Origin of the sequence: Cellulomonas marina (assembly GCF_900111925.1) — a bacterium.
Lineage (GTDB): Bacteria > Actinomycetota > Actinomycetes > Actinomycetales > Cellulomonadaceae > Cellulomonas > Cellulomonas marina.
In genome coordinates, this window is sequence record NZ_FOKA01000005.1 from 22,024 (window position 1) to 46,176 (window position 24,153).

Genomic DNA, 24,153 nt, shown 5'->3' on the forward strand with positions numbered 1-24,153 from the left:
GACGTGGCAGCTTTGCGCCGCACGCCCCGACCGTCCCTGACCGTCCCGGCCGCCGTCCTCGCCGTCGCCGCCGCTGCCGCCGTCGCCGGCTGCACGGGCGGCACGACGGCGTGGGCGGTCGACGGTCCGCTCGTCGTGTCCGCGGGGAGCAGCGAGGACGGCATGACCGCGATCGTCAGCGGCACGGTCGCCTACGACGGGACGTGCCTGACCCTCGACGGGTACCCGGTGGTGTGGCCCGAGGGGACCCGCTGGGACGCGGACGCCGAGGCCGTCGTCCTGTCCGGCGGGGCGCGGGCCGCTGTCGGGGACGCCGTCGAGGGCGGGGGCGGCTACCTGCAGGTCGTCAGCATGCTGCCGGAGGGCACGGACCCCGCGGCCGGACGGCTGCTCCAGGAGTGCGGCCGCAGCACGGGCGAGGTCGCCTTCTTCAACCTGGGCTCGCGCCCCACCGTCCCCGCCGCGGGCTGAGCGACGGCGGGGACGGCGGGCGAGCCGACCGGCGGAGCCGCGTCAGTCACCGGCGGCCTCGAGGCGGTCGGCGTTGGCCATGACCGCGTCGTGCACCCACCGCGCGAGACCGGGCGCCCGGTCGTCGTAGTGCCGGGTGAAGCGCTCGTCGGCCAGGTACATCTCCGCCAGGGCGCGGTGCATGCCCGGGGAGCAGTCGTAGTGGACCTCGATGCTGCGCCGGTGCCGCTCCGCCAGGGCCGTGCCCTCCGCGGAGGCGGGGTCGACGCCCGCGGTGAGGGCGGCGGCGAGGTCTGCCTCCAGCGCCTCGTTCTCCTCCTTCACGCGCGTCCAGTCGGCGATGGTGAGGCGGGCGGTGCGCTCGCGGCTCTGCCGCCAGGCGTCCGTGTCCCCCCAGCGCTGCTCGGCCTCGGCGGCGTAGGCCTCGTCGTAGCCGTCGCCGAAGAGCTCCCGCAGCTCCTCGGTCGTGGCAGGTCGATCCGTCATCCCGTGCTCCGTTCCTCGTGCCTGCTCGTGCGGCGTCCCACTCGACCCCTCACGAGCCAGGGCACGGTCCAGGGCGTCGGCGAGCGCGTGCAGCTCGTCGAGCCGGTCGGCGACCACGGCCCGCCGGCGGCGCAGGTGCGCCACCCGCTCGTCCCCGTCGGCGTCCAGCAGCCGGGCGACCTCGTCGAGGCCGAACCCGAGCCGCCGGTGGACGACGACCGCCGCGAGCCGGGCGACGTCGTCGTCCGTGTAGAGGCGGTAGCCGGCCGTGCTGCGCCCCGAGGGCACGAGCAGCCCGATCGCGTCGTAGTGGTGCAGCGTGCGCACCGTGACGCCGGAGACGTCCGCCACCTGGCCCACCGTGCGCAGGGTGCGCGCGGGGGAGCCGGCTGTGGTGCCGGTGCCGTGCAGGGACGGGGTCGTGGTCATGGCACGAGCCTGCGGCCTGACGCCGCGTGAGGGTCAAGCCCCCACGCGGCGCCCGCGCGTCAGCCCTTCGGGGCGGCCAGCCCGGCGGAGATGAGCTCCATGACGGAGGAGTCCGCCAGCGTCGTCGCGTCCCCGACCTGCCGGTGCTCGGCGACGTCCCGCAGCAGCCGGCGCATGATCTTGCCCGAGCGCGTCTTGGGCAGCTCCGGGACGACGAGCACCTGCCGCGGCCGGGCGATCGGACCGATCTGCCGGGCCACGTGCTGGCGCAGCTCCTGCTGCACCTCCTCGACGGGGCGACCGGCGGTGACCGCGTCGGCGCGCAGGATGACGAACGCGACGACGGCCTGGCCGGTGGTCTCGTCCGTCGCGCCGACGACGGCGGCCTCGGCCACGGAGGGGTGCGAGACCAGCGAGGACTCGATCTCCGTCGTCGAGAGGCGGTGGCCGGAGACGTTCATGACGTCGTCGACGCGGCCCAGCAGCCAGATGTCGCCGTCCTCGTCCTTCTTGGCCCCGTCGCCGGCGAAGTACAGGCCGCGGAACCGCGACCAGTACGTGTCGGCGTAGCGCTCGGGGTCGCCCCAGATGCCGCGGAGCATCGAGGGCCAGGGCTCGGTGAGGACGAGGTAGCCGGCCTGGCCGTTCGCGACGGGCTGGGCGTCGTCGTCGAGCACCTCGGCCGCGATGCCAGGCAGCGGCACCTGCGCCGACCCGGGCTTCGTCGTCGTCACGCCCGGCAGCGGGCTGATCATGATGGCGCCCGTCTCCGTCTGCCACCACGTGTCGACGATGGGCGTGCGGTCGCCGCCGATGACGCGCCGGTACCACGTCCACGCCTCGGGGTTGATGGGCTCGCCCACCGACCCGAGCACCCGCAGGCTCGACAGGTCGAACCCGCCGGGGATCTCCTCGCCCCACTTCATGCAGGTGCGGATGGCCGTGGGGGCGGTGTAGAGGATGGTGACGCCGTACTTCTGCACGAGCTCCCACCAGCGGCCGCGGTGCGGGGTGTCCGGCGTGCCCTCGTACACGATCTGCGTGGCGCCGTTGATGAGCGGGCCGTAGACGACGTACGAGTGCCCGGTGATCCAGCCGACGTCGGCGGTGCACCAGTAGACGTCGGTCTCGGGCTTGAGGTCGAAGACGTTGCGGTGCGTGTACGCCGCCTGCGTGAGGTAGCCGCCGGTGGTGTGGAAGATCCCCTTCGGCTTCCCCGTGGTGCCCGAGGTGTAGAGGATGAACAGCGGGTGCTCCGCCTCGACGTCGACGGGCGTGTGCTTGTCGGACGCGGTGTCGACGACGTCGTGCCACCACACGTCCCGGCCCTTGGTCCACGTGACGTCGCCGCCGGTGCGTCGCACGACGAGCACGTGCTCGACCGTGGGGGTGCCGGCGGCGACCGCCTCGTCGACGGCGGGCTTGAGCGGGCTGGCCGCGCCGCGGCGGTACCCGCCGTCGGCGGTGACGACGAGCTTGGCGCCGGCGTCGTCGATGCGGCTGCGCAGGGCCTCCGACGAGAAGCCGCCGAAGACCACCGAGTGGGGGGCGCCGATGCGGGCGCAGGCCAGCATCGTGACGACGGCCTCCGGGATCATCGGCAGGTAGATCGCCACCCGGTCGCCGGTGCCCACGCCCAGCGCGCCCAGGGCGTTGGCGGCCCGGGACACCTCGCGCTGCAGGTCGGCGTAGGTGATCGTGCGGGTGTCGCCCGGCTCGCCCTCGAAGTGGATGGCCACGCGGTCGCCGTTCCCGGCCTCGACGTGGCGGTCGACGGCGTTGTACGCGGCGTTGAGCCGGCCGTCCGCGAACCAGCGCGCGACGGGCGCACCCGACCAGTCGAGCACCTCCTCGAACGGCGTCGCCCACGACAGCAGCGTGCGCGCCTGCTCGGCCCAGAAGGCGGAACGGTCCGCCGACGCCTGCGCGTACAGGTCGGCCGTCGCGTTGGCCTGCCGGGCGAACTCGGGCGACGGCGCGAAGGTGAGCGCCGCGGGCCCCTCGGGGTGGGCCTCGTCCGGGGCGTGGCTCTCGGCGGTGCTGGGGACGGTGTCGGTCACGTCAGGGCCTCCTGCAGCGGCATCGGTGCTGGTGGAACGTCTGCAGACCCTAGACCGCCGACGGGCGCGCGGGCGAGCCTCCGGGCGGGGGAACGCCGAGAAGAACCGCCGTGCTTCTGGTGCGGCCCGTGGGCGTCGTGCCTGCGTCGTGCCTGCGTCGTGCCTGCGTCGTGCCTGCGTCGTGCCTGCGTCGTGCCTGCGTCGTGCCTGCGTCGTGCCGGGCCCGTGCGCCGGTCAGCGGCGGACGGGGCCGCCGGGGTGGTGGCGCTCGCGGAAGACCCCGAGCCGGTACCCGCGTCGCCGCGTCGCGGCGGCCGTGAGCCCCCCGACGAGCACCAGCAGCCCGGCGACGAGGACCGTGCCGGACGTGGCCGAGACGAGGGACTCGAGCACCGTCGGGCGCCAGGTGCCCCAGGACCACCAGCCCAGCACCTCCGTCCGGGCGATCCCGGGCGCGACGAGCGCGAACCCGCCCGCGACCGCCAGGAGCAGGCCGGCCGCGACGGGCACGGCGGCGGACCAGGTCGCGAGCCCGACGACCGCCGCCGCGAGCAGGGCGCCGGCCGCCAGGCACGCGATGCCCAGCACGTCGGGGGCGCCGATCCCGACCGCGAGCACCCGGCCCTGCCCGACGACGAGGAGCCCGGCCACGACGGGGGCGAGGACGAGCCCGAGCAGCACGCCGAGGACGTGCCGGCCGACGCTCGCCGACCGGGGCGGGTCGGGGTCCGGGAAGAGGCCGGGCTCCGTCGCCCGCGTCGGGGTGCCCATCACAGGCAGGGGCGTCGCGTCGTCGTCGGCGGCCCAGGGCGCGCGGGAGCCGGGGGTGGATGCGGTGGCGTCGCGCTCGGCGGCCGACCGGTCGGCGGCCGGCGCGGGTGTCGTGGCCGGCGCGGGCGGCGTGACCGGCGCGAGCGGCGTGACCGGCGCGGTGGATGCGGTCGGCGGGCCCGCCGTCGCCGCTCCGGCCGGGACGGAGCCGGACGGCCCGGGCTCGGGCGGGGGGACGGGTGCGCCGCGGACCACGGCGTGCCGGCCGGTGATGGCGCCGGGCTCCTCCGGTGCCGGTGCCGGTGCCGGTGCCGGTGCCGATGCCGATGCGGTGCCGGCCCGCGCCTCGTCGGGGGCGCGCGCTCCGTCCGGCACCTCGTCGTCGCGGCGCCAGGGGTGGCGGGGGTCGGGCGTCCTCGCGTCAGCCGTCATGACCTCACGCTAGTGCGGCGTCGAGGCGCTCCTCGTCGGGCACGCCGCCGGCGGTCGCTCCCGCACCCGACCGGGCAGCCGTCCCAGCACCCGTCCCTGCGCGCTTGGGCAGCGAACCGACGGCGTAGGCGGCCCCGACGATCACCGCTCCGCCGATGGTGTTGCCCAGCCCGACCAGCAGCATGTTGCGTGCGAAGGCCCCGAGGGTCACGCCGGGGACGTCGCCGAGGACGCCCAGGGACAGCGCGGTCATGTTGGCGACGACGTGCTCGAAGCCCGAGGTGATGAACACCATGACGCAGGCGAAGACGACCGCGATGCGCGCGCCCTCGCTCGTCAGCCGCGCCGCCATCCACACGGCGAGGCAGACCATGACGTTGCAGAGGATGCCGCGCGTGAGGAGCTGCAGGTCCGTCTCGCTCGTCTTGTGGGCCAGCACGGCCGTGAGCGCTCCGCCGGCGGGCGTGTCGGGCGCCATGAGGCCGGACAGGTGCACGACGACGGACCAGACCACGGCGCCGGCGAGGTTGCCCAGCATCGTGGCCAGGAGCACCACCGCGGCGCGGCCCCAGCGGACCGTGCGCGCGAGCCCGCCCTGGGTGAGCACCATCATCGCCGAGGTCGCCAGCTCGCCGCCGCCGATGACGACGACCGTGAGCGCGACGCCGAACACGAGCCCCTGCACGAGCGGGGCCAACGGCGCGAGCACGGAGCCCTCGACCCGGAGGGGTCCGCCGGCGGTCAGCATGATGACGACCCCGATGCCGACCCATGCGCCGGCCAGGGCCGACCGGACGGCGAACACGGCGGGGCGGGCGAGCAGGGCGGACTTCTCGGCGGCGGCCGCGGCCTGGGCGGCGACGGCCTCGGGGATCGTGAGCACGTCCCCAGGATCGACGTCGCGAGGGGCGCGGCCGTGGGACGAAAGGCCATCAGGGCGCGGTCGTCGTGCTGGCAGGTCGCACCGAGCGGCGTCCCTCGTGGGGCTCACCGGACGGGGCCGTCAGGACGGCCGCTCGGCGTGGGCGCGCGCCGCCTTCTCGACCGCACCGGCGACGACCTCGGACACGTCCGGGTGGAACACGCTCGGCACGATGTAGGTCGGGTTGAGCTCGTCCTCGGTGACGACCGAGGCCAGGGCCCGCGCCGCCGCCAGCAGCATCTCGTCGGTGACGGTGCTGGACTGCGCGTCGAGCAGCCCGCGGAAGACGCCGGGGAACGCCAGCACGTTGTTGATCTGGTTGGCGAAGTCCGAGCGTCCGGTCCCGACGACCGCGGCGTGCTGCGCGGCCTCGTCGGGGTCGATCTCCGGGCGCGGGTTGGCCATGGCGAAGACGATCGAGTCCGCGGCCATGGTCGCGACGTCGTCGCCGGTCAGGATGTCCGCGGCGCTCACGCCGATGAACACGTCGGCACCGGCCAGCGCCCCGACGAGCGTGCCCGTCACGCCGCGCGGGTTGGTGTGCTCGGCCGTCCACCGCAGCGACTCGGCGAGCCCTGGCCGGTCGGGGTGCACGACGCCGTCGATGTCGGCGACGACCACGTCGCGGGCCCCCGCGGCCAGCAGCAGCCGCAGCACCGCGGTCCCGGCCGCACCCGCACCCGAGAGCACGATCCGCACGTCCTCGATCGCCTTGCCCACCACCCGCAGCGCGTTGGTGAGGGCCGCGACGACGACGATGGCCGTGCCGTGCTGGTCGTCATGGAACACGGGGATGTCGAGACGCTCGCGCAGCCGCCGCTCGATCTCGAAGCACCGCGGCGCGGAGATGTCCTCGAGGTTGATGCCGGCGAACACCGGCGCGATGGCCACGACCGTGTCGACGATCTCGTCGACGTCCGTGGTGTCCAGGGCGATGGGGAAGGCGTCGATCCCCGCGAACCGCTTGAAGAGCGCTGCCTTGCCCTCCATGACCGGCAGCGAGGCCAGCGGCCCGATGTCCCCCAGGCCGAGCACCGCCGTCCCGTCGGTGACCACCGCGACCGTGTTCCGCTTGATGGTGAGCCGGCGGGCGTCCTCCGGCCGCGCGGCGATGGCCTGGCAGACCCTCGCGACGCCCGGGGTGTAGGCCATCGAGAGGTCGTCGCGGTTCCGCAGCGGCACCTTGCTCTCCACCGACAGCTTGCCGCCGAGGTGCAGGAGGAACGTGCGGTCGCTGACGCGGGAGACGGTGACGCCGGCGATGCCGCGCAGCGCCTCGACGATCTCCGCCGCGTGGTCCTCGCCGCGCGTGGCGCACGTGACGTCGACGGTCATGTGCTCGTGGCCCGACGCGGTGACGTCGAGCGCTGTGACGATCCCGCCGGCGCGCTCGATCGTCGTCGTGAGCTCGCTGACCAGCGTCGGTCGCGGCGGCACCTCCAGGCGGGCGGTGATGGACGAGGACACGCTCGGGGCTGCGACCATCGCGCCATCGTGGCACCGCGGTCCCGCGGCGTCCCCCGCACGCGCCGGGCGCGTCTGGCAGGCTCGCGCGGTGCCCGACGAGGACCGCCCGCCGCCGCCCGCGACGCCCCTGCCGGCCGGCGACCCCCTGGCAGGGCTGGCCGCGCTGCCGGCGGTGGTGGCGGCCGTCGGCCGGGCCCGGGAGGCGTGCGAGGCGCTGCGGTGGCACGAGGCGTACCGCCGGCGGTGGCGGGAGGTGCGCGCGGAGTGCACGCTGCGTGCCGCGCGCGCCGGAGCGGCTCTCGAGGGCGCGCGCGTCCCGCTGGACCTCCTGCGGGCCGCGGCGCTGACGCCCGACGAGGGCCGCCCCGACGAGGGCCGGCCCGACGAGCCCCAACCCGACGAGGGCAGGCCCGACGCGAGCCGGGCCGGCGTGGGCCGGGCCGACGCGGCGCTTGTCGTCGCGCGGGGCGTGTTCCGCGCCGACGCGCTCGTCGCCGACCTCCTGCCGCCGCTGGGCGGGCCGGGTGCGCCCGCGCTGCCCGCCCTGCCGCCGACGGCCCAGCTCCTCGCGCGGCTGCACGCCGCGGTCGTCGGGGGTCCGGGCGGACGGGCCGACGCCGGCCGTCTGCGGGCAGCGGCCGAGGTGCCGCTCGACCTGCGCGGTCTCGGGCCGGCACCGGCGGCGGCCGACGCCGCGGCCCGGGTGGCCCTCCTCGGCCAGGTGCTGGCGGCCACACGGGCACCGGCCCTCGTCGTGGCGGCGGTGGCGCACGCGGAGCTGCTGGTGGTGCGGCCCTTCGCCGTGGGCAGCGGGCCGGTGGCGCGTGCGTTCGCGCGGCTCCTCGTCGTGCGCGGCGGGCTGGACCCGACCGGCACGGTCCTGGCGGAGGAGGTGTGGGCGGCGGCGCCGCAGACGTACCTCGCCGGCACGGCGCAGCTCGCGACCGGGACGCCGGACGGCGCCGCCCGGTGGGTCGCCCTGTACGCCGACGCCGTCGTCGACGGTGCCCGGCGGGCCCGGGACGTGGCGGACGGCGTGCTCGCAGGAAGGATGCCGGGGATCGTCGCCCGCTGACGTCCGGTATCCGGACGCGCGTCTCGCCAGGCGTCCAGGTCGTCGCCGTCGTCGCAGGACGGGGGCCGGAGCTCTTCCCTCCGGGCCGCGACGGGTGTAGACCGAGCCCTACAACTGAAGACCGTGCCGGGCACCCACGCGCAGGAGAGCCCCCCTAGGGGCGGATCGACCGGACTGGCTCCGTTGCGATCGCGATGATGCACGCCTGTTCACCCGCACGGTCGACGGTCACGGCGACGGCGTCCCGAGGGGCGCCGTCGTCCGTGTCCGGGTCGGGAGGACATGGGGCGCCGGGGCGGGGAGGGTCGGTGACGCGGTTCGCGATCGACGTCGCGACCGCGCTGCGCCTGCTCGAGGACGACGCCGTCCTGCCCGAGGGGCACCTCCTCGTCGCCCCGAAGGTCCTGCAGTCGCACGTGCTCGCAGCCGTGGCTGCAGCAGATGTTCGAGGGCTCCAAGTTCAACTGGGAGAACTACCACCGCTACGAGTACCGCGAGGTCCTGGTCGAGGTCCGCGACGCCCCGACCCCCGCCCAGGTCGCCGCAGGGGAGCCGGGAACCGCCCACCGCTTCCGGGTGGACTCGTACGATCCAGGCGAGGCCATCGTGTCGCGCAAGGACACGCAGCTGGCGGAGGTCAAGCCGTCGACGGCCCGTTCGTACATCGATGAGGTGGTGCGGAAGTACAACCCCTCGAACAGTGGCCTCCGCGTCCTCGGTACGGACAGCAACGCCGCGCAGTTCGGTGACAGGTCCCCGCAGATCGTGGGGAGGCCGTTGCGGGGACAGATGACTCTCGAGATCCCCGTCCAGCCTGGTGGTGTCCCACAGGCTGTGCTCGACTATGCGGATCGGTGGAACGTGCGGATCCAGGACGTCACGGGTCGTGTCTACGAAAGCGAGTACTGAGCCATGTCAGCCCTGTACACCGAGAGGTACAACGCTCGTCGGCACGCGCCGGCGGGCGACCTGCCGTGGTGGACGACCGACGAGGCGCGCACTCGTTACGCCCATCGGCAGGACCTGCTCGTCGTCGAGGAGCGTCATGGCGACGGAGGGGTGCTGACGCCGCGTTGGGTGCTCGGCATCACCTCGCAAGGCATTCGGGTCCAGACGTTGGACCAGCACGGCTCGATCCTCCAGATCACCGATTTCGACGCCCGTGAAGGGCGTCTGTGGCGGTGGATCACGACGATGTACACGTATCCCGCCGCGGATCGGTACTTCGCACAGCCGGACTGCACGTCGGTGGTCACGTCCCGGTTCGAGCCCGACGGCACCGGCGAGGTCGAGTTCAAGGACAAGGCCACCGCAGAGGTGCACGTTGCGCGAATGACGGATGCGCCGGTGGGTGGATTCTGGGCGGAGTGGCCGGTGTTCGGTGAGTGGGAGCCGTTGACGGACCCGAACTACGGCGCGCCGGGTTCTCCGGAGGTGCCGTTCTCCAAGCTGCGGGCGTGATGCCGGGCTGCTCGTGGCCCGCATCTCGACCGTGAGCGCCGAGGACGTGGCGCGCTCGTCGGACGCGGTGGCGCGATCGTTCGTCGAGGAATCGCCCGCCGGCTGGGTCTCCGCCGAGCTCGTGTACCTGGAGCTCGGCAAGACCGGCGAGATGCGCGCCTTCACCACGGGGCCGGACGGCCGCACGGTGCGTGTGAAGATGCCGATGTCGACGGTGGACGCGTTCGACAGTCTTCGGGCTGCCATGTTCCGCCCCGGGGAGGGTGCATGGTTCACCGCGACCTGCCGCATCTCCGCTGAGCGGCGCGTCAGCTTCAACTTCGACTTCGACTCCGAACCGGCCTTCTCCTCGGAGATCAGCCTGGGGCACGTCCTCGAGGAGATGCAGACGTACCCTCGCGACGACGCCCACACCCCGGTGTGGCTCGCCGACCGGCTCGTCGCCGCCCGCGAGTGGGAGCAGCGCGTCTGACACGCCGGGACCGGGAGGGGATGCAGGTGCGGGGCCAGGACGTCGTCCTCGAGCAGTGGCTGGCGGACATGCACCCGCGCCTGTCGCGGTTCCGGGACCTGCTCATGCCGCCATCGTGGAACGGCGACTGGTCGCGGAAGTCCTTGGCGGGCCTCGAGGCGGACCTGCTGCGCCGCTGGCCGGACGACACGTCGTTCCTGGCGGACCCCGTCACGGACCTCGTCGACGGCGCGGTCCGGTACGTCGGGAATACGCTGCTGCGGTCCTGCGGCGGCGGTTGGTCGATCGAACACGACCCCGCGTTCGTCTTCACCGGGCGTCCGTTCGTGCAGCTCGACACCTCCGATGCGACGCCGATCTCGCCGTTCCACCTCCTCACCGCTGCGCTGCACCGCAGGACCGGCACGGTCCTCACGAAGGTGATGGACGCCCAGACCCGGCGTGTGGCTGAGCGTCGTGCGGCCGAGGATCCGGGGTGGGAGCCGGCGCGCGCACCGGTTCCCGGCATGGCCGACGATGCCGCGGGTGCCGCCGAGGACGACGACGCCGCACGCTGGGTGGCAGGGCTCCCCGGGCTCCTCGCGCGGTTGCCGGAGCTCGTCGGCCCCGACGTCGCCGGACGCCTCGACGGCAGCGAGGGCTCGCCGGCAGCGGCCGAGGAGACCGGCCCTGGCGTGGCCCGAGCGGCCGAGCGGAGCGCTTGGATCTGCGGATGTCGCGTTTTCCGAGGTGCGACCGTGAGCGCCGAGGACGTGGCGCGCTCGTCGGACGAGGTGGCGCGCTCGTTCGTCGAGGCGTTCCCCGACGGTTGGGTGTCCGCCGAGCCCGTGTACCTCGAGCTGGGCAGGACCAGTGAGATGCGCGCCTACGTCACCGTCCCGGAGGGCGACGTGGTGCGCGTACGGATGCCGCTGCCGACGGTGGACGCGTTCGACCGGCTCCGGGCCGTGTTGTCCCGCCCCGGGGAAGGTGCGTGGCTCACCGCCACCTGCCGGATCTCGGCCGGACGGACCGCCACCTTCGAGTTCGACCACCACTCCGAGCCGGACTTCTCGTCGGAGATCGGTCTCGGGCACGTCCTCGAGGAGCTGGAGGCGCATCCCCGCGACGACGCCCACACCCCGGCGTGGCTCGCCGACCGGCTCGCCGCCGGCCTCCGGTCGACGCGCTCCGGGAGATCGCGTAGGCCGCGGTGGCGGCCGCGTCGCCCGGGTGGGAACGGATCGACCTCGAGTTCCTCACGGCGGGGAAGGTCACCGAGATGCGCGCCTACGAGACCCGCGCGGGCGAGGCGCAGCGCACGCGGTTCCCCCGCGCCGCGCTGGCCGCCATGGACCGGCCGCGCGCCGAGATGGCTCGCCCCGGGTCGGGCACGTGGTTCACGGCGCGCCTGTCCGTCGCCGCGGACGGCGGCGTCACCCACGACTTCCTCGATGACGACGAGCCCTCCTGGTCCCGGGCCGTCGTCGTCCCGGAGAACTACCGCATCGACCTCGAGCGGTTCCCCCGCGACGCGACGCACACGCCGGCGTGGCTCCGCGACCGGCTGGCCGAGGCGGACGGACGGGCGACGGACGAGGACCGGGGGCGCGAGCCGTGACCGCCGAGCACGTCGCGGTTGTCGGACGACGTCGTCCGCTCCTTCCTCGAGGCGTCTCCGCCGGGGTGGGTGACGGCCGAGCTCGAGTACCTCCGGCTCGGGAAGACCGCGGAGCTGCGGGCGAACCTCACGTGTCCCGACGGCGAGGTCCTGCGGGTCGCGACGCCGCGGGCGACGTCGGCCGCGTTCCGCGCCCTGCGGGGCGCGGTGGCACGGCCGGGCGAGGGCACGTGGTTCACGGCGGGCTGCCGCATCGACGGCGACGGGCGGGCGTCGTTCCGCTTCGACGACGACGGCGAGCCGGCGTTCGCGTCGGAGGTCAGCGTCGATGACGCGCTCGAGGAGATGGCGGCCCACCCCCGCGACGCCGCGCGCACGGCCCCGCGGCTCGCCGCGCGGCTGGCCGCCGCGCGTGAGCGCGACGGCGCACCGGGACTACAGTCCTGACGCACAGCGATCTCGAGGGGGAGACATGGCGAGCACTACGGCACGCGGGACCGGCCCGGACGGCACGGCGGACCTCGTGCAGGACCCGTCGCTCCCACCGGTGGCGCTGGACCCGGACGTCCGCGATGCCGAGGACCGGCACTGGACGCCGGCGAAGATCGCGCTCTGGGCGGGCATCGCGCTGCTGGGCGGGGTGAGCTGGGTCGTCATCGCGCTGGTGCGCGGGGAGACGGTCAACGCGATCTGGTTCGTCTTCGCGGCGGTCTGCTCCTACCTCATCGCCTACCGGTTCTACTCCCGCTACATCGAGAAGCACCTGCTGCGGCCCGACGACCGTCGCGCCACCCCCGCGGAGTACAGGGCCGACGGCCGCGACTACGTGGCCACCGACCGGCGGGTCCTGTTCGGTCACCACTTCGCCGCCATCGCCGGCGCGGGACCGCTCGTCGGGCCGGTGCTCGCCGCCCAGATGGGCTACCTGCCGGGGACGATCTGGATCATCGTCGGCGTCATCCTGGCCGGCGCGGTGCAGGACTACCTCGTCATGTTCTTCTCGATGCGCCGCGGCGGCCGCTCGCTGGGGCAGATGGCTCGCGACGAGCTCGGCGTCATCGGCGGGACCGCCGCCCTGCTGGCGACGCTCGTCATCATGATCATCATCGTGGCGATCCTCGCGCTCGTCGTCGTCAACGCGCTGGCGGAGAGCCCGTGGGGCGTGTTCTCGGTGTCGATGACGATCCCGATCGCGCTGCTCATGGGCTGCTACCTGCGCTTCTTCCGGCCCGGGAAGGTCAGCGAGGTGTCGGTCCTCGGGTTCGTGCTGCTCATCGCCGCCATCGTCGGCGGCGGGGTCATCGCGGAGACGTCGTGGGGCTCGGAGCTGTTCCTGCTCGACAAGGTGACCATCGCCTGGGGGATCATCGTCTACGGGTTCGTCGCCGCGGTGCTGCCCGTGTGGCTGCTGCTGGCGCCGCGGGACTACCTGTCGACGTTCATGAAGATCGGCACGATCGTCATGCTGGCCGTCGCCATCGTGCTGGTGCGGCCGGTGCTCGAGGTGCCGGCGGTCAGCGAGTTCGCGCGCTCCGGGCAGGGGCCCGTCGTCGCGGGGTCGCTCTTCCCGTTCCTCTTCGTGACCATCGCCTGCGGCGCGCTGTCGGGCTTCCACGCGCTCATCGCCTCGGGGACGACGCCGAAGCTCGTCGAGAAGGAGCGACAGACGCGCTTCATCGGCTACGGCGGCATGCTCATGGAGTCGTTCGTCGCGATCATGGCGCTCGTCGCGGCGCTGTCGATCGACCGCGGCATCTACTTCGCGATGAACTCCTCCGCGGCGCTGACCGGCGGGACCGTCGAGGGTGCGGTCGCGTTCGTCAACGGGCTGGGGCTGCAGGGCGTGTCGCTCACGCCGGAGATGCTCACGAGCACGGCGACGAACGTCGGCGAGGAGACCATCGTCTCCCGCACCGGCGGCGCGCCGACGCTGTCCGTGGGGCTGGCGACGATCATGGCGCAGCTCGTCGGCGGCACCTCGCTCATGGCCTTCTGGTACCACTTCGCGATCATGTTCGAGGCCCTGTTCATCCTCACGGCCGTCGACGCCGGCACGCGCGTGGCCCGGTTCATGCTGCAGGACAGCATCGGCAACGTCGTGCCGCGGTTCCGGGACACGTCCTGGCGGCCGGGGGCCTGGCTCGCGACCGCCGTCATGGTCGGGGCCTGGGGCGCGGTCCTCATCATGGGCGTCACCGACCCCCTGGGTGGCATCAACACCCTGTTCCCGTTGTTCGGCATCGCGAACCAGCTGCTCGCGGCCATCGCGCTCGCGGTCTGCATGGCCATCGCGGCGAAGCGTGGGTCGTTCCGGTACCTGTGGATCGTGGCCGTCCCGCTCGCGTTCGCGTCGGCGGTGACGATCACGGCGTCGGTCCAGAAGATCTTCTCCGACGTGCCCGCCATCGGGTACTTCGCGCAGCACGCGGCGTTCCGGGACGCGCTCGCGGCGGGGGAGACCTCCTTCGGGACGGCGACGAGCGTCGAGGCGATGCGGGCCGTCGTGCGGAACACGATGATCCAGGGCGTGCTGTCGGTGGTGTTCGTGACGCTGGCCGTCGTCGTCATCCTCACCGCGGTCCTCGCCACCGTCCGGGCGTTCCGTGCCGGCGGCGGGCCGAGCAGCGAGGACGCCGCCGTGCCGTCCCGGGTGTTCGCGCCCGCCGGCTGGGCGCCGAGCCCCGCCGAGAAGGAGCTGGAGCAGCAGTGGGCGGCGCACGGGCCGGTGGCGGGGCGGACGACGCCCGCCGTCCGGCACTGACGGGCATGCCGACCGCCGGCGTCACCACCGTGCCGGCCGCCGTGCTCGACGCGCTGCGCCGGGCCGGGCGAGGCCTGGCCTGGTACACCCGCGGCCTGGTGCGCGAGGACGCCTACGAGCGGTACGTCGCGCACCTGCGCGCCACGCACCCCGACCCCGACCACCCGGTGCCCACGCCGCGGCAGTTCTGGCGCGAGCAGGCGGACCGCCAGGACGACCACCCGGAGGGCCGCTGCTGCTGACCGGCGCCGCTGCGGGAGGTCGCGAGGTCCGACGAGCGCGGCGCGGAGCCGGTCAGCCGGCCGTGACCCAGGCCAGTGCCGACAGCAGGACCGTCGCGACCGGCACCAGCAGGGACAGGGCGGTCGTCGTCCGACGAGCGGACCGGCGGGCGTCAGCGCCGTCCGGATCGGCCGGCGACGAGGCGGCGGTCGATCCGGCAGGGGCGACGACCGGGTCGCCCTCGCCCAGGGCCCGGTGCTGGACCACAGCACCGGCGATGAGCAGGAGCAGCCCGACGGCGAGCACGCCGGCCGCAGGCAGGGCCAGCACGGGATCCCGCCAGAGCGCCGCCGGCAGCACGGCGGCGACCATCGCCGCCACCACCACGAGCCACGCGACGACCGGGCGGTGCACGACGGCCCGCAGGAACGGACCGTGCGCGACGCCGAGCAGCGCGATGACGACGAGGGTGACGACGGCGGTGACGAGCACGCCGCCGGCGACCTCGACGGCTCCGGTCCCGCCCAGCACGCCGACGGCGGTCGGGACCGCGAACAGCGCGGCGACCTGCAGCACCGAGCCGAGCACGACCGGCCCGACCCCGTCGCCTTCGGCGGGCACGGCGGGCAGGTCGAGCGAGCGGGCGTAGGCGACGGGCTCGTCGAAGGCCTCCGCGGCCGGCTCCCCGGAGTCGCGGCAGTGGGCCTCGACCTCTGCCAGGGCGTCGCCGATGCGGTCGCCGGGCACGTCGAGCAGACGCAGCTCCAGGACGAAGGCGTCGGCCCAGCCCTTGTCGACGTGCGGTGCGAGCGCGGACGGGTCGGCGGGCGAGGGGCGGGTCATCGGTCCTCCACGGCGGTGAGGGTGCGCACGGAGCTCGTGCTGGTGCTGGTGCTGCTGGTGGAGCCGGGGTCCGCCCCGAGGTGCGCCCCGGTGGTCGCCGTGAAGGCGGCCCACCGCGACGCGGCGTCCGCGAGGGCGTCCCTGCCCTGCGCGGTCAGGGCGTAGTACTTGCGGCCGGGGCCGCCGTCGCCCGCGCGCCACTCGACCGTAACGTGCCCGGCGGCCTCCATGCGGCCGAGCAGGGGGTACAGGGTGCCGCCCTTGGGGCGGCCGAGACCGGCGGCGTCGAGACGCTCGGCGATGGCGTAGCCGTAGGTCGGCCCCTCGACGAGCACGCGGAGGACGCACGGCTCGAGCACGCCGCGCAGCCACTCGCTGGGCCAGGCGGCGTCGGGCATGAGTGGACAGTAGAGCGATCTAGAAAGACTGTCTACCTACCGTGGTGCGGGAGAGGCCACCTGGCGGAGGAGGGTCAGGGCTGCAAGGGGATCACGCGGGGACGCGGCGCGTCAGGGCCAGCGCCACGTCCGCGATGCCGCGCTGCATCGCCGGCCCGCCGACGTCCTCGCCGGCCATGACGGCCGCGCGCTGCAGCTCCCCGTGCGTCGTGATGAGCAGGCGCAGCGCGACCTCCGGGTTGACGCGGAACGCGCGCCCGGCACGGCTCAGCGCCCGGTCGACCAGCGGCAGCACCGAGGCCAGCAGCCGCTCGCGGTCGGCCGTGAAGCGGGTGGCGACCGCCGGGTCGCGCAGTGCCAGCAGCTCGAGCTCCAGGTGCATCACGCACCACTGCCGGGTGTCGAGCGGGCCCGCGATGAGCTCGACCACCACCGCGCCGATGCGCTCGTCGTCCAGGTCCGCGCCCGACCCGTCCGTGGGCAGCAGGGCGTCGATGCCCTCCTCGAGCTGGCGCAGCCGCTGCTCCTTCTCGCGGTCCAGCAGCGCGAAGAACAGCTCATCCTTCGTCTCGAAGTTGGAGTAGAAGGCGCCGCGCGTGAAGCCGGCGCGCTCGCAGATCTGCTCGACCGAGACGGCGGCGAGGCCCACGTCCGCGAACGCCTCGTACGCCGCGTCGAGCAGGCGCTCGCGGGTGCGCCCCCGGCGGGCACTGGGGGCGGCGGACGGGGCGGCGGACGGCGCGGCGGTGCTCACGGTGCTCCTGGCGACGGCGGTGCGGAGGGCGCGGGACGGGTTGTCGATGCGCCACTGTATCGGATACGTTCATGCATCGGATACACCGACGTATCGCGCCGTCCCACCTCTTGCCCCGGGAGCACCGTGTCCTCGTCGTTGTACCGCCTCGGCCGCTGGGTGTTCCGCGCCCACCGCCGCGTAGCCGTGCTGTGGCTCGTCGTCGTCGTCCTCGCCGGGGGCGCCGCGGGGCTGCTCAACCAGGGCACGGACAACACGTTCTCCATCCCGGGGACGGAGTCGGGGGAGGCGCTCGGCCAGCTCTCGCGCACCTTCCCGCAGGTCAGCGGCGCGACGGCCTCGCTGGTCGTCGTCTCGCCGGGCGGGTCGCAGGTGACGGACCCGGCCGTGCAGGGCCCGGTGGAGGACGCCGTGGCGGCGCTCGGCGACCTCGAGGAGGTGGCCGCCGTGACCGACCCGTTCGCGACCGGCGAGGGCGCGGTGGCCGGTGCGGTGTCCGACGACGGGTCGGCGGCCGTGGTGAGCGTCCAGCTCGACGGGCAGGCGCAGGGCGTCGGCGAGGCGACGAGGGAGTCGCTGCAGGAGGTCCGCGCCGACCTGGCGGCGGCGCTGCCGGACGGCGCCCAGGTGGCGCTCGGGGGCGACCTGTTCGCCAACGAGGTGCCGGCGGTCAGCATCACCGAGGGGCTCGGCCTGCTCGTCGCCCTCGTCGTGCTGGTGCTGACGTTCGGCTCGCTGCTGGCGGCCGGCATGCCGCTGCTCACCGCGGTGCTCGGGGTCGGCATCGCGATGGCCGGCATCTTCGCGGCGACGTCGGTGGCCACCATCTCCTCGACGACGCCGCTGCTCGCGCTCATGCTCGGGCTGGCCGTCGGCATCGACTACGCGCTGTTCATCATCAGCCGGCACCAGAACGAGCTGGCGGCGGGGCTGGACCCGGAGGAGGCGGCGGCCCGGTCCCTGGCCACCGCCGGGTCGGCCGTCGTCTTCGCCGGCCTGACGGTGATGATCGCGCTCGTCGGGCTGTCGGTCGCCGGCATCCCGTTCCTCACGACGATGGGCGTGGCCGCGGCGGTCGCCGTCGGCATCTCCGTCGTCATCGCGCTCACCCTGACGCCGGCGCTGCTCGGGTTCGCGGGCGAGCGGCTGCGGCCGGGGCGGCGCGCCGCGCGCCGGGCCGCTCGTCGGGCCGAGCGTCAGGCGCAGGAGGAGGAGGCGGTGCTGGCGGCGGGGGCGCGCGGCGGGGCGACGGCGGCGACCGGCGCTGCCGACACCCCCGGCGCCGCCGCGGCGGTCACGGCCCCGGTCGCGCACGCGCCCGTCCGCGAGAACCGCTTCTTCGCCGGGTGGGTCCGCGCCGCGACCCGCTGGCCGCTGCTGACGGTCGTGCTCGTCGTCGGCGCGCTGGGCGCCCTCACGCTGCCGGCGACGAACCTGCGCCTGGCCCTGCCCGACGCCGGCTCCCAGCCGGAGAGCTCCGGCGCGCGCCAGGCCTACGACCTGCTGGCCGAGAACTTCGGCGAGGGCTACAACGGCCCGCTCATCGTCACCGGCACGATCATCGGCTCGACGGACCCGCTCGGGCTCATGCAGGACCTCGCCGACGAGATCGCCGACCTGCCCGGCGTCGCCGCGGTCCCCCTGGCCACGCCCAACGCCTCCGCCGACACCGGGATCATCCAGGTCGTGCCCGAGGGCGGGCCGGACTCGGAGGCGACGAAGGACCTCGTCGCCGAGCTGCGCGGCCTGCACGACCACTTCAGGGACACGTACGGCGTCGACCTGTCGGTGACGGGGCAGACGGCCGTCGGCATCGACATCTCCGACAAGCTCGGCGCGGCGCTGCTGCCGTTCGGGGTGCTCGTCGTGGGGCTGTCGTTCGTGCTGCTGGCGATGGTGTTCCGGTCCCTGTGGGTGCCGCTGAAGGCGACGCTGGGGTACCTGCTGTCGGTCGGCGCGTCGTTCGGCGTGGTCTCGCTCGTGTTCGTCGAGGGGCACGGCGCGGAGCTCATCGGGGTGGACCGCGTCGGGCCGATCATCTCCTTCATGCCCATCGTCCTCATGGGCGTGCTGTTCGGGCTGGCGATGGACTACGAGGTCTTCCTCGTCTCCCGGATGCGCGAGGACTACGTGCACGGCGGCGACGCGCGCGCCGCGGTCCGGTCGGGGTTCCTCGCCTCGGCGAAGGTCGTCACGGCGGCCGCCGTCATCATGTTCTCCGTCTTCGCGGCCTTCGTGCCCGAGGGCGACGTGAACATCAAGCCCATCGCGCTCGGGCTGGCCGTCGGGGTGTTCGTCGACGCGTTCGTCGTCCGGATGACGCTCGTGCCGGCGGTGCTGCAGCTCCTGGGCGACCGGGCGTGGCACATGCCGCGGCGGCTCGACCGCGTGCTGCCGTCGTTCGACGTCGAGGGGGAGGGGCTGGCGCGCGAGCTGGCGCTCGCCGACTGGCCAGAGCCGGGTGCGGACCTCGCGATCGCCGCCGAGGGGCTGCGGCTGGAGGCGCCGGACGGCACCCCGATCTACGACGGGGTGGCGCTGCGGGTGCCGACCGGCGGCACGCTCGTCGTCGACGGACCGCACCGCAGCGGGCGCACCGCGCTGCTGCTCACCCTGGCCGGGCGCGCGCACGCCGACGCGGGGACGCTCAAGGTCGCGGGGCTGGTCGCGCCCGAGCGCGCGGCGGCCATCCGCGCGCGCGTGGCGGTCGCGTCGCTGACGCGCGCCGTCGACCCGGTCGGGGAGCTGGCCCGTGCGTTCGCGGCGCGGGCGCCGATCGTCGTGGTCGACGACCTCGACGCCGTCGGCGACCCGGTGCTGCGGGCGGAGGTGCACGACGAGATCGCCCGCGCACGGGCGGCCGCCGCGGTCGACGGGCGTCCGCTGACCCTCGTCGTGAGCTGCCTGAGGCCCGACGCGCTGGTCGGGCTGCTGCCCGACGGGCCCGCCACGGTCGTCGACGTCCCCGCGCACGCCGCCGCAGCGGCGCGCGCCGCCGTCGGTCCGGCCGCCACGCCCTCGCACGACGCCGCCGACGCCTCGCACGGCGCCCCGCACGACCTCGAGAAGGTGCTCTGATGGCCCAGCCCACCAGCGGCCACGTCCCTGCCCACGTCCCGGCCCACGACGCCGCCCACGTGCCGGCGCACGCCGCTGCACCCGCCGACAGGGGCGAGGGGGGCCTCGTCGTCCCCGCACGCGGCGCGTCGGCCGTGGGCGTCGCCCGGCGCGACCGGCGCGGCGGGCTGCTGCACCCCGAGCGGGCCCGCTCGTCGGGCCGCGCCACCTGGTTCACGCTGCTCGGCCTCGTGCTCGTGCCGCTCACCGTCGGCGGGCTGCTGACGTGGGCGCTGTGGCAGCCGACCGAGCGGCTCGACCGGGTGACGGCCGCGATCGTCAACCTCGACACCCCCGTCGAGCTCGACGGGCAGACCGTGCCGCTGGGTCGGCAGCTCGCGTCGGCCCTGGTGACGTCCGACGGGTCGACGGACTTGGCGGCCTCGCCCTCGGCGACGGTCGACGACGACGCGGTCGCCAACGTGTCGGGGTCGGACTCGTCGCGGAACTTCACATGGGTCCTCACGGACGAGGAGGACGCCGCCGAGGGCCTCGCGGACGGCACCTACGCCACCGTCGTGACGATCCCCTCGTCCTTCTCGGCCGCCGCGACCTCCGTCGGTGGTGAGGCGTCCGCTGCGGAGCAGGCGACGATCGACATCGCCACGAGCGAGCGCTCCCGCCTCGTCGACCGGGCGGTCGCCCAGGCCGTCACCAGCACGGCGGTCGGGCTGCTGGACCAGGAGCTGACGGCCTCCTACCTGGAGAACGTCTACGTCGGGTTCTCGACGTTGAACGAGAGCCTGGGCCAGGCCGCCGAGGGCGCGGGCCGGCTCGCCTCCGGGGCGGGGGAGCTCGGCACGGGCGCGCAGGGCGTGGCCTCGGGCTCCGCGTCCCTGGCGGACGGCGTCGGGCAGGTCGCCTCCGGCGCGGACGACCTCGCCGACGGCGTGGGGCAGCTGGCCGACGGCGCCGACGAGCTGGCCGCCGGGCTGGGTCGGATCGCGACGCAGACGGCGTCGTCGGCGCAGGCGGCACAGGCGGCCGTGCCCGGGGCGCAGCAGTTCACGCAGGGCCTGGACGCGCTCGCGGCCGGCGTCACCGGCGGCGACGGGCTCGCGTCGGGGACACGGTCGCTCGCGGCGGGGGCGAGCGCGCTCTCGACGGGCGTGGGCACGTTCCTCGACGGGATCGAGCAGGCCGCGCAGGGGTGTGCGGCCGGCTCGGACGCGGCGTGCCAGGGGCTCGTCGCCGCCGTCCAGGCGCAGCAGGGCAGCGCGCCCGTCGGCGGGCAGCCCACGCTCGCGGCCGGGGCCGCGGGCCTCGCCCAGGGCGCGGCTGCGCTCGACGCCGCCGTGAACGGGCCGGGGGGCCTCGCCGCGAGCGTCCCGCAGCTCGCGGCCGGCGGACGCCAGCTCGCGGACGGCGTCGCCGCCTCGGCGACGGGCCTCGGGACCCTGTCCGGCGCGCTGCAGCAGACCGCGACGGGGGCCCGCTCCCTCGCCGACGGCGCCGACGACGCGGCGGCAGGGGCCCGGAGGCTCGCGACCGGCGCCGGCAGTGCCGCCTCGGGGGCCGACGAGCTGGCGGAGGGCGCCGGTGCGCTCGCGGGCGGCGCGGGCCAGCTGTCGTCGGGCGCGACGGACCTGGCCGGCGGGCTGCAGCAGGCCACGGAGCAGGTGCCCTCCTACACGACGGAGGAGGCGCGGAGCCTGGCCGAGGTCGTCGCCGACCCGGTGGCGGCGCAGGGCGAGGACGGCTCGCTCTTCGGCTCGACGAGCGTGCCCTTCCTCGTGACCGTGGCGCTCTGGCTGGGCGGGCTCGCGACGTTCCTCGTCCTGGGGGCGGTCACGCGGCGGGCCCTGCCGTCGACGCGGCCCTCGGTCGTGCTGGCGCTGCGGTCGTTCGCGCCGGCGGCACTCGTCGGGGTCGTGCAGGGGCTGGCGCTGGTGGCGGTGCTCGCCGGTGCGCTGAGCCTCGCGCCCGGCGGCTGGGTCACCCTCGCCGTGCTGTGCGCGCTGACCGGGGTGGCGTTCGCGGCGGTCAACCAGGGCCTCGTGGCGGTCCTGGGCGGCATCGGTCGGTTCGTGTCGGTGCTGGTCGCGGTCGTGGGACTGGCGACGGCGGTCGTCTCGACGGTGCCGGGGGTGCTCGACGCGGTGTTCGGCGTCCTGCCGCTGGCCGCGTCGCTGCGGGGGCTGCAGGGTGTCGTCAACGGCTCCGGCGGGGTCGGCGGGGCGGCGGCGGTGCTCGTCGTGTGGACGCTGCTGGGCCTGGCGCTGACGACGGCCGCGGTCGCGCGCCGCCGCGTCGTGCCGGCGGGGCGCCTGGCCCAGTGGGCCCGCGCGGCCTGATCGCTCGTCGGGCGGCCGCGGCGTCCGCCGCCCGTCGTCAGGTCGGACCGACGGCCGCCACGACCGCGGCCCGGGCGCCACGGCGCACCAGCGCGAGGGCGCGAGCCGCGGCCACGGCGGCGGCCACGGCCGCGAGAGCGGCCGCGACCCCGGCGGTGCGGGCGCCCGGGATGAGGACGAACGGGCGCGGGTGGCGGAAGACGAGCTGCCCCCAGCCCTCGGCGCGCGCCCGGCCGACGAGCGCGCGGTCCGGGTTGACGACGAACGCGTGGCCGACCGCCGCGAGCATGGGCGCGTCCGTGACAGAGTCGGAGTAGGCGTAGCTCGCGGCCAGGTCCCAGCCGTGCTCGGCCGCCAGCGCGCGCATCGCCTCGGCCTTGCGCTCGCCGTAGCAGTACCACTCCACCGCGCCGGTGTACCGGCCGTCGACGACGTGCATGCGGCTGGCGACGACGGCGTCGGCGCCGATGAGCGCCGCGATCGGGCGGACCATCTCCTCCGGCGAGGCGGACACGACGACGACCGCGCGGCCCTGCGCGTGGTGCTCCTCGACGAGCGCCACCGCCTCCGGCGAGAGCAGCGGGCGCACCGACTCCTCGGCGGCGTCGGCCACGGCGCGCGTGAGGACGTCGACGTCCCAGCCGCGCACGAGGGGCGTCATCGCCTGCTTGAGTCGTTCGGTCCGGTCGGCGGTCGCGCCGCGGAGCAGGAAGGCCGTCTGGGCCCGGGCGGCGCGCAGCATCGCCCGCCGGGTGAGCAGGCCGGTGCGCCGCAGCGCCGCCGAGAACGCGGCGGGGGTCGTGGTGGCGATGAGCGTCTTGTCGAGGTCGAAGAAGGCCGCCGCGGACGACGGGGGGCTCGGCGTCGCGGTCGCGGGGACGGTGCCCGTGCGCGAGGTGCTGGTCGGAGAGGTGCTCGTGGGGGAGGTGCTCGTCGGCGAGGCCGTCCCCCGCGCCCGTGCGTCGTCCACCGCCGTCACCTCCCCGTCGTCGTCGTCGGTCCCCGGGTCGATCTCGCGAGGGTCGCCCTCGTCGAGGCCGACCCGGTGCGGCGAGCGTAGGGGTGGCGTCCGTGAGCCGCGCGTCCGGCGGCGGCCCCTGGGGACGACCCGCACCGAGCCGTCCCCAGCCCCTGCCGGCGCGTCCTGCTCCCCTGCCGGGAGTGGTCGAGCCCCGCGGTCGCCCCGCCGCGAGCAGCCTCCCGGGCATGTCCGACGCGCGAGCCGCCCTGCCGACCCTGCCCGGGGACGACCTCGTCGCCCCTGCCCGATCCAGGTGCACCGAGGTCCCGTCGGCGACCGGTCCTCGTCCTGACCGGGCCCGTGCCGGGGCGCGGGACCACCCGGAGGACGCGGCGCTGGTGCTGGCGGTCGTGGGCGCCCGGGGCGGGGCGGGTGCCTCCACGGTGGCGGCGGCGCTCGCCCGCGTCGGGGGTCCGCGGACGGCGACGGTGCTGGTCGACCTCGTGCCCGACGGCGCGGGGGTGGACCTGCTCGTCGGCGTCGAGGACGACGCGGGGGTGCGGTGGCCGGACCTCGCGGGGGCCCGGGGTGCGCTGGACGGCGACGAGCTCGTCGCCCTCCTGCCCCGGTGGGGGCCGGTCGCGGTGCTCAGCGCTGACCACCGCCGGCCGGGCCTACCCTCCCCGGCCGTCGTCGTGGCCGCGCTGGAGGGCCTCGCGGCCGTGCACGGGCTCGTCGTGCTCGACGTCGGCCGCGACGCGCTCGTGCCCGTCGCGCCCCGGTGCGACGCGGTCGTCCTCGTCGTACCGCAGGACCTCGCGGGGGTGGCCGGTGCCCTGGCGGTGCTGGCACGGCTGGCGGACGCCGGCGCGCCGGGCGTCGACGTGCTGCTCGTGACCCGCGGGCCGGCGCCCGGAGGGCTGGGCGTCGCCGAGGTGGAGACGGCCCTCGGGCTCCGGGCCGCCGCGCGGCTGCCGCACCGCCGGTCGGTGGCGCGAGCGGGGGAGCGCGGTGCCGTGGGTCTGGGCGGTCCGGCCGCCCGCGTTGCCCGCCGGCTGCTGGACGGGCGGTCGCGGTGAGCGCCGTGGCCCGGACCGGGCGGGTCGCCCGTGCGGCTGGTCCGGCCGTCGAGCACCGGGCGGGCGGGGACGTCCCCG

The 24,153-nt window shown here is 75.5% G+C and carries 21 protein-coding genes; 12 read left to right on the plus strand and 9 right to left on the minus strand.

The genetic code is table 11. From position 1 onward, the window contains the following. Nucleotides 1-3: 3 nt before the first annotated feature. Nucleotides 4-471 (plus strand): hypothetical protein, encoded by a 468-nt coding sequence (locus BM048_RS06670; protein ID WP_139224346.1) that lies wholly within the window; start codon nt 4-6, stop codon nt 469-471. Between the two features lie 42 nt (nt 472-513). Here the strand turns inward: BM048_RS06670 and BM048_RS06675 are convergent, their stop codons facing one another. From BM048_RS06675 to BM048_RS06695, 5 genes are all read right to left on the minus strand, one after another. After that, complete coding sequence (locus BM048_RS06675; protein ID WP_090031727.1) at nt 514-1,386, minus strand: MerR family transcriptional regulator; 873 nt, start codon at nt 1,384-1,386, stop codon at nt 514-516. A 59-nt stretch (nt 1,387-1,445) separates the two neighbouring features. Then, nucleotides 1,446-3,446 carry an acetate--CoA ligase gene (acs, locus tag BM048_RS06680; protein ID WP_090031729.1) on the minus strand — a complete coding sequence of 667 codons (2,001 nt, stop codon included), beginning with the start codon at nt 3,444-3,446 and terminating at the stop codon, nt 1,446-1,448. A 234-nt stretch (nt 3,447-3,680) separates the two neighbouring features. After that, nucleotides 3,681-4,649, minus strand: coding sequence for a hypothetical protein (locus tag BM048_RS06685; protein ID WP_090031730.1), 969 nt, complete (start codon nt 4,647-4,649; stop codon nt 3,681-3,683). Between the two features lie 4 nt (nt 4,650-4,653). Beyond that, complete coding sequence (locus BM048_RS06690) at nt 4,654-5,532, minus strand: formate/nitrite transporter family protein (RefSeq protein WP_090031732.1); 879 nt, start codon at nt 5,530-5,532, stop codon at nt 4,654-4,656. Nucleotides 5,533-5,652: 120 nt separating this feature from the next. Beyond that, complete coding sequence (locus BM048_RS06695) at nt 5,653-7,056, minus strand: NAD-dependent malic enzyme (RefSeq protein ID WP_090031733.1); 1,404 nt, start codon at nt 7,054-7,056, stop codon at nt 5,653-5,655. Between the two features lie 70 nt (nt 7,057-7,126). Here BM048_RS06695 and BM048_RS06700 point away from each other — a divergent pair, with 70 nt between their 5' ends. From BM048_RS06700 to BM048_RS06735, 8 genes are all read left to right on the plus strand, one after another. Beyond that, nucleotides 7,127-8,113, plus strand: coding sequence for a cell filamentation protein Fic (locus tag BM048_RS06700; RefSeq protein ID WP_239078933.1), 987 nt, complete (start codon nt 7,127-7,129; stop codon nt 8,111-8,113). 441 nt (nt 8,114-8,554) lie between these two features. Continuing rightward, nucleotides 8,555-9,022, plus strand: a complete 468-nt coding sequence (locus tag BM048_RS06705) for a hypothetical protein (protein WP_090031735.1) — start codon at nt 8,555-8,557, stop codon at nt 9,020-9,022. Nucleotides 9,023-9,025: 3 nt separating this feature from the next. Then, nucleotides 9,026-9,574 carry a hypothetical protein gene (locus BM048_RS06710; RefSeq protein ID WP_090031736.1) on the plus strand — a complete coding sequence of 183 codons (549 nt, stop codon included), beginning with the start codon at nt 9,026-9,028 and terminating at the stop codon, nt 9,572-9,574. Nucleotides 9,575-9,605: 31 nt separating this feature from the next. After that, the gene (locus BM048_RS06715; protein WP_139224347.1) at nt 9,606-10,046 is read left to right on the plus strand and encodes a hypothetical protein; all 441 of its coding nucleotides are present in this window, start codon (nt 9,606-9,608) and stop codon (nt 10,044-10,046) included. Nucleotides 10,047-11,238: 1,192 nt separating this feature from the next. After that, entirely contained in the window at nt 11,239-11,646 is a 408-nt protein-coding gene (locus BM048_RS06720; RefSeq protein ID WP_090031740.1) for a hypothetical protein, read from the plus strand. A gap of 18 nt (nt 11,647-11,664) precedes the next feature. After that, the gene (locus BM048_RS06725) at nt 11,665-12,093 is read left to right on the plus strand and encodes a hypothetical protein (protein ID WP_090031742.1); all 429 of its coding nucleotides are present in this window, start codon (nt 11,665-11,667) and stop codon (nt 12,091-12,093) included. 25 nt (nt 12,094-12,118) lie between these two features. Continuing rightward, nucleotides 12,119-14,407 carry a carbon starvation CstA family protein gene (locus BM048_RS06730; protein ID WP_090031743.1) on the plus strand — a complete coding sequence of 763 codons (2,289 nt, stop codon included), beginning with the start codon at nt 12,119-12,121 and terminating at the stop codon, nt 14,405-14,407. A gap of 5 nt (nt 14,408-14,412) precedes the next feature. Continuing rightward, a complete protein-coding gene (locus tag BM048_RS06735; RefSeq protein WP_090032069.1) occupies nt 14,413-14,649 on the plus strand; it encodes a YbdD/YjiX family protein in 237 nt (78 codons plus the stop codon). Between the two features lie 52 nt (nt 14,650-14,701). Here BM048_RS06735 and BM048_RS06740 read toward each other — a convergent pair whose 3' ends face one another. The 3 genes from BM048_RS06740 to BM048_RS06750 form a co-directional block, all read right to left on the minus strand. After that, nucleotides 14,702-15,472 (minus strand): hypothetical protein, encoded by a 771-nt coding sequence (locus BM048_RS06740; RefSeq protein WP_090031745.1) that lies wholly within the window; start codon nt 15,470-15,472, stop codon nt 14,702-14,704. Continuing rightward, the gene (locus BM048_RS06745) at nt 15,469-15,870 is read right to left on the minus strand and encodes a PadR family transcriptional regulator (protein ID WP_090031747.1); all 402 of its coding nucleotides are present in this window, start codon (nt 15,868-15,870) and stop codon (nt 15,469-15,471) included. The genes BM048_RS06740 and BM048_RS06745 overlap by 4 nt, the downstream gene beginning before the upstream one ends. 91 nt (nt 15,871-15,961) lie before the next feature. Then, entirely contained in the window at nt 15,962-16,624 is a 663-nt protein-coding gene (locus tag BM048_RS06750) for a TetR/AcrR family transcriptional regulator (protein ID WP_090031748.1), read from the minus strand. Nucleotides 16,625-16,750: 126 nt separating this feature from the next. Here BM048_RS06750 and BM048_RS06755 point away from each other — a divergent pair, with 126 nt between their 5' ends. Beyond that, entirely contained in the window at nt 16,751-19,702 is a 2,952-nt protein-coding gene (locus BM048_RS06755; RefSeq protein WP_090031750.1) for an MMPL family transporter, read from the plus strand. Then, complete coding sequence (locus BM048_RS06760) at nt 19,702-22,035, plus strand: YhgE/Pip domain-containing protein (protein ID WP_139224349.1); 2,334 nt, start codon at nt 19,702-19,704, stop codon at nt 22,033-22,035. Before BM048_RS06755 ends, BM048_RS06760 begins: the two co-directional genes overlap by 1 nt. A 37-nt stretch (nt 22,036-22,072) precedes the next feature. Here the strand turns inward: BM048_RS06760 and BM048_RS06765 are convergent, their stop codons facing one another. Next, entirely contained in the window at nt 22,073-23,005 is a 933-nt protein-coding gene (locus BM048_RS06765) for an HAD family hydrolase (protein WP_090032073.1), read from the minus strand. A 236-nt stretch (nt 23,006-23,241) separates the two neighbouring features. On the opposite strand from BM048_RS06765, the gene BM048_RS06770 reads away from it, so the two are divergent. Continuing rightward, the gene (locus BM048_RS06770) at nt 23,242-24,075 is read left to right on the plus strand and encodes a CpaE-like family protein (RefSeq protein WP_239078932.1); all 834 of its coding nucleotides are present in this window, start codon (nt 23,242-23,244) and stop codon (nt 24,073-24,075) included. Nucleotides 24,076-24,153: the final 78 nt, after the last annotated feature.

Bases quoted from the DNA above. Each gene is read 5' to 3' on its own strand.
- BM048_RS06745 (WP_090031747.1), bottom strand. From the start codon at position 15,870: ATGCCCGACGCCGCCTGGCCCAGCGAGTGGCTGCGCGGCGTGCTCGAG.
- BM048_RS06740 (WP_090031745.1), bottom strand. From the start codon at position 15,472: ATGACCCGCCCCTCGCCCGCCGACCCGTCCGCGCTCGCACCGCACGTC.
- BM048_RS06710 (WP_090031736.1), top strand. From the start codon at position 9,026: ATGTCAGCCCTGTACACCGAGAGGTACAACGCTCGTCGGCACGCGCCG.
- BM048_RS06685 (WP_090031730.1), bottom strand. From the start codon at position 4,649: ATGACGGCTGACGCGAGGACGCCCGACCCCCGCCACCCCTGGCGCCGC.
- BM048_RS06735 (WP_090032069.1), top strand. From the start codon at position 14,413: ATGCCGACCGCCGGCGTCACCACCGTGCCGGCCGCCGTGCTCGACGCG.
- BM048_RS06760 (WP_139224349.1), top strand. From the start codon at position 19,702: ATGGCCCAGCCCACCAGCGGCCACGTCCCTGCCCACGTCCCGGCCCAC.
- BM048_RS06770 (WP_239078932.1), top strand. From the start codon at position 23,242: ATGTCCGACGCGCGAGCCGCCCTGCCGACCCTGCCCGGGGACGACCTC.
- BM048_RS06675 (WP_090031727.1), bottom strand. From the start codon at position 1,386: ATGACCACGACCCCGTCCCTGCACGGCACCGGCACCACAGCCGGCTCC.
- BM048_RS06705 (WP_090031735.1), top strand. From the start codon at position 8,555: ATGTTCGAGGGCTCCAAGTTCAACTGGGAGAACTACCACCGCTACGAG.
- BM048_RS06730 (WP_090031743.1), top strand. From the start codon at position 12,119: ATGGCGAGCACTACGGCACGCGGGACCGGCCCGGACGGCACGGCGGAC.
- BM048_RS06695 (WP_090031733.1), bottom strand. From the start codon at position 7,056: ATGGTCGCAGCCCCGAGCGTGTCCTCGTCCATCACCGCCCGCCTGGAG.